The sequence below is a fragment of the Exiguobacterium sp. SH31 genome (assembly GCF_001816105.1).
Lineage (GTDB): Bacteria > Bacillota > Bacilli > Exiguobacteriales > Exiguobacteriaceae > Exiguobacterium > Exiguobacterium aurantiacum_A.
This window is the reverse complement of sequence record NZ_LYTG01000018.1, coordinates 1-3,482: the sequence shown is the minus strand read 5'-3', so window position 1 is coordinate 3,482 and position 3,482 is coordinate 1. Positions and strand designations below refer to the sequence as shown.

The 3,482-nt window shown below is 49.7% G+C and carries 3 protein-coding genes; all 3 read left to right on the top strand.

What is annotated here, in order from left to right:
- Positions 1–33: 33 nt before the first annotated feature.
- Entirely contained in the window at positions 34–1,971 is a 1,938-nt protein-coding gene (thrS, locus tag A6395_RS02985; protein WP_071397809.1) for a threonine--tRNA ligase, read from the top strand.
- 112 nt (positions 1,972–2,083) lie between these two features.
- Entirely contained in the window at positions 2,084–2,947 is an 864-nt protein-coding gene (locus tag A6395_RS02980) for a DUF1002 domain-containing protein (protein WP_071397810.1), read from the top strand.
- 116 nt (positions 2,948–3,063) lie between these two features.
- On the top strand, positions 3,064–3,474 hold the full coding sequence (locus A6395_RS02975; RefSeq protein WP_071397808.1) for a DUF2231 domain-containing protein: 411 nt from the start codon (positions 3,064–3,066) through the stop codon (positions 3,472–3,474).
- Positions 3,475–3,482: the final 8 nt, after the last annotated feature.

Sequence of the window (3,482 nt, the reverse complement as noted above, 5' to 3'; positions counted from 1 at the left end):
ATTTTTTTTCAAATAGAGAGGGGAAGTTGACACATGATTCAATTGACATTTCCAGATGGGGCAGTCAAAGCGTTTGAAGCTGGTATCACAGCAGAAGAAGTAGCCGGTTCGATTAGCCCGGGTCTTCGTAAGAAAGCCATCGCCGCAAAAATCGATGGTGAACTGATCGATTATCGTCGTCCGATCGAGCGCGATGGTCAAATCGAGCTCGTCATGCCGGACTCGGAGGCAGGCCTCGACTTGATGCGCCATTCATCCGCTCACTTGATGGCTCAAGCGATCAAACGGTTGTACGGCGAAGAAGGGACGATTCATTTCGGCATCGGACCGACGATTGAGAACGGGTTCTATTACGATATCGAGATGGACCGCCGCATCAATGAAGAAGATTTGCCGGAAATCGAGAAGATGATGAAACGGATCGTCGACGAAAATCTCGACATCACACGTGAAGTCGTCACGCGCGACGAAGCGCTCGAGCGTTACAAGGAGCTTGGTGACCCGCTCAAAGTCGAGTTGATTGAAGATATCCCGGCAAGTGAGACACTTACAATTTATCATCAAGGTGACTTTTTTGACCTTTGCCGTGGACCGCACGTCCCGTCGACGTCGAAATTGAAAGTCTTTAAATTGATGAGCGTCGCCGGTGCTTACTGGCGCGGAGATTCTGACAACAAGATGTTGCAACGGATTTATGGTACGGCGTGGGCGACGAAAGAACAGCTCGCCGAGCACTTGCGTCTGCTTGAAGAAGCGAAAGAACGCGACCACCGTAAACTCGGTAAAGAACTTGATTTGTTCTTCGTCTCGCAAGAAGTCGGCCAAGGATTGCCGATGTGGCTCCCGAAAGGTGCCGCGATTCGTCGCACGGTCGAGCGTTACATCGTCGACAAAGAGCTCGAACTCGGCTATCAGCACGTCTATACGCCGGTGCTCGGTTCGGTCGATTTGTACAAGACGTCAGGTCACTGGGATCACTATCAAGACGACATGTTCCCGAAAATGGAGATGGACAACGAAGAGCTCGTCTTGCGCCCGATGAACTGTCCGCACCATATGACGATCTATAAGCATGAGCCACGCTCATACCGTGAGTTGCCACTCCGTATCGCCGAACTTGGCGGCATGCACCGCTATGAGATGTCAGGTGCTTTGACAGGTCTTCAACGTGTCCGTTATATGGTATTGAACGATGGACACACGTTCGTGACACCGGAGCAGATGAAGCAAGAGTTTAAAGATATCGTTCACTTAATCCAAGAAGTGTATGCCGACTTCGGGATTAAAGATTACCGGTTCCGCCTGTCTTATCGCGACCCGGCCGATAAAGAGAAATACTTCGACAACGATGCGATCTGGGAATCGGCACAGCGTCAATTGAAAGAAACGATGGATGAACTCGGCCTGCCGTACTTCGAAGCGGATGGCGAAGCGGCATTTTACGGACCGAAACTCGATGTCCAAGTCCGGACAGCGCTCGGGAAAGAAGAGACGTTGTCGACAGTCCAACTCGACTTCTTGCTTCCAGAACGTTTCGATTTGACGTATACAGGTTCTGACGGTAAAGATCATCGTCCAATCGTCCTCCACCGCGGTGTCGTGTCGACGATGGAACGGTTCGTCGCCTACTTGATCGAAGAGTACAAAGGTGCCTTCCCGACATGGCTCGCGCCGGTCCAAGTCAAATTGATCCCGGTGTCTCACGTCCATGATGCTTATGTGGCCGAAGTGAAAGCAGAACTGTTATCACGTGGTGTCCGTGTCGAGACAGACCTTCGGGATGAGAAGTTAGGCTATAAGATCCGTGAAGCACAGATGAAGAAGATCCCGATGACGCTCGTACTCGGTGATAAGGAACGTGATGAGCGTTCGGTCAACATCCGTCGCTACGGTCAACAAGAACAAGTGTCGGCAACGCTTGATGAGTTCTTGACGTCCCTCACTGAAGAAATCGCGAATCGTTCACGGTAAAGGTAGGCCATCCTTCAACGGAAGGGTGGTCTTCTTTTCGGTCCAGAGACGGATGCGCAACCTATGAAAGAACACGTATGGTAGAAGAAAGGAGTGATTCAGTTTGAATTATATGAAACCAATTATCGCGCTGACGATCGGGACGGTCGTCTCGACTAGCATGATTCCTAAAGTAAACGCCGAAGCGATCGTCGACGATACAATCGTCACCCTTGGGGAGACATTATCAGCAGAGCAGCGAGACTGGGTGCTCGAGCGCGTCGAAGCGCCGGCAGGAATCGAACCGATTATCACGACTGCAGCTGACGAAGAGAAGTATCTAGGTGACGCCGTACCCCAGGCACAACGTGGCGGCGGCATGTACTCATCGGCCCGCATCAAGCTGACTGACGGGACGGGTCTTGATATTCAAACCGAGAACGTCACGTGGGTGACGGAAGATATGTATGCGAACGCGCTCGTCACGGCCGGTGTCACTGACGCCGATATTTACATCACGTCTCCGATCCGTGTGACCGGGACGTCTGCGTTGACAGGTATTATGAAGGCGTACGACCAGACGGCTGACGAGACCGGGATCCAACTGACCGAGGAACGAAAAAATCTTGCGCAAGAAGAACTGGCGGTCACGTCAGAGATCGGGAAGACGGTCGGTCAAGAAGATGTGGCCGGGCTGATGAATGAGATCAAAGCGGAAATCGCGAATCAAATGCCCGAGACGAATATTGAAATTCGCGATATCGTCATTCAAGTGTTGAATCAAAACAACGTTCAATTGTCCGATACGCAATTGAACCAGCTGACGACGTTGTTCGAGAACATGCAGCAAGCCAACTTGGATTGGACAGCGATCAGTGATGGATTAAAAGGAGCGGGCCAAGACGTGCAGGCGTTTCTAGAGACGAAAGAAGTGCAAGGTTTCTTTGCGCGGCTGTTTGAGTCGCTCAGTAATTTCTTCAAGTCGTTGACGAACTAAAGAAACGACGATGAGTCGCATCAAATATTCTTCAATATACTTCTAAAGTTTTATGCTATAAGCAAGAAAACGGGTATATTATCGTATGTACTGAAGATAAATGAGGAGGCGAAAACATGTTTGGCGGAGTACCGCTTCATCCGTTGCTCGTCCATGCACCGATTGGCTTATTGTTATTCGGAACGTTTTTGATTTTGCTCAGCTTCAAATGGTCGAATTTTCGATTGTTCGCTCTCGTCACTCTTGTTACGGGCTTCTTGTCAGGTGTCGTGGCCTATATTTCGGGAGAGGGTGCAGAAGAATACGCTGAAACGAACCTCCTTTCGGTTACTGAGGCTATGATTGAAAGTCATGAACAATTTGCTCTATTTAGTTTAGTTGCATTTGGTATGACAATCATCTTGTTCATTATAGGATTCCGTGCCAAAGGAAAAGCGTGGAGAATACTCAGCTTTATCACAGCACTGATTGGATGTATCCTACTTGCTTACACAGGTCACTTGGGTGGACAAATGGTCTATCTATAAAAAACAGG

Excerpts from the sequence above, each read along its gene's own strand:
- A6395_RS02980 (WP_071397810.1), top strand. The coding sequence starts at position 2,084 with ATGAAACCAATTATCGCGCTGACGATCGGGACGGTCGTCTCGACTAGC.
- A6395_RS02975 (WP_071397808.1), top strand. The coding sequence starts at position 3,064 with ATGTTTGGCGGAGTACCGCTTCATCCGTTGCTCGTCCATGCACCGATT.
- thrS (WP_071397809.1), top strand. The coding sequence starts at position 34 with ATGATTCAATTGACATTTCCAGATGGGGCAGTCAAAGCGTTTGAAGCT.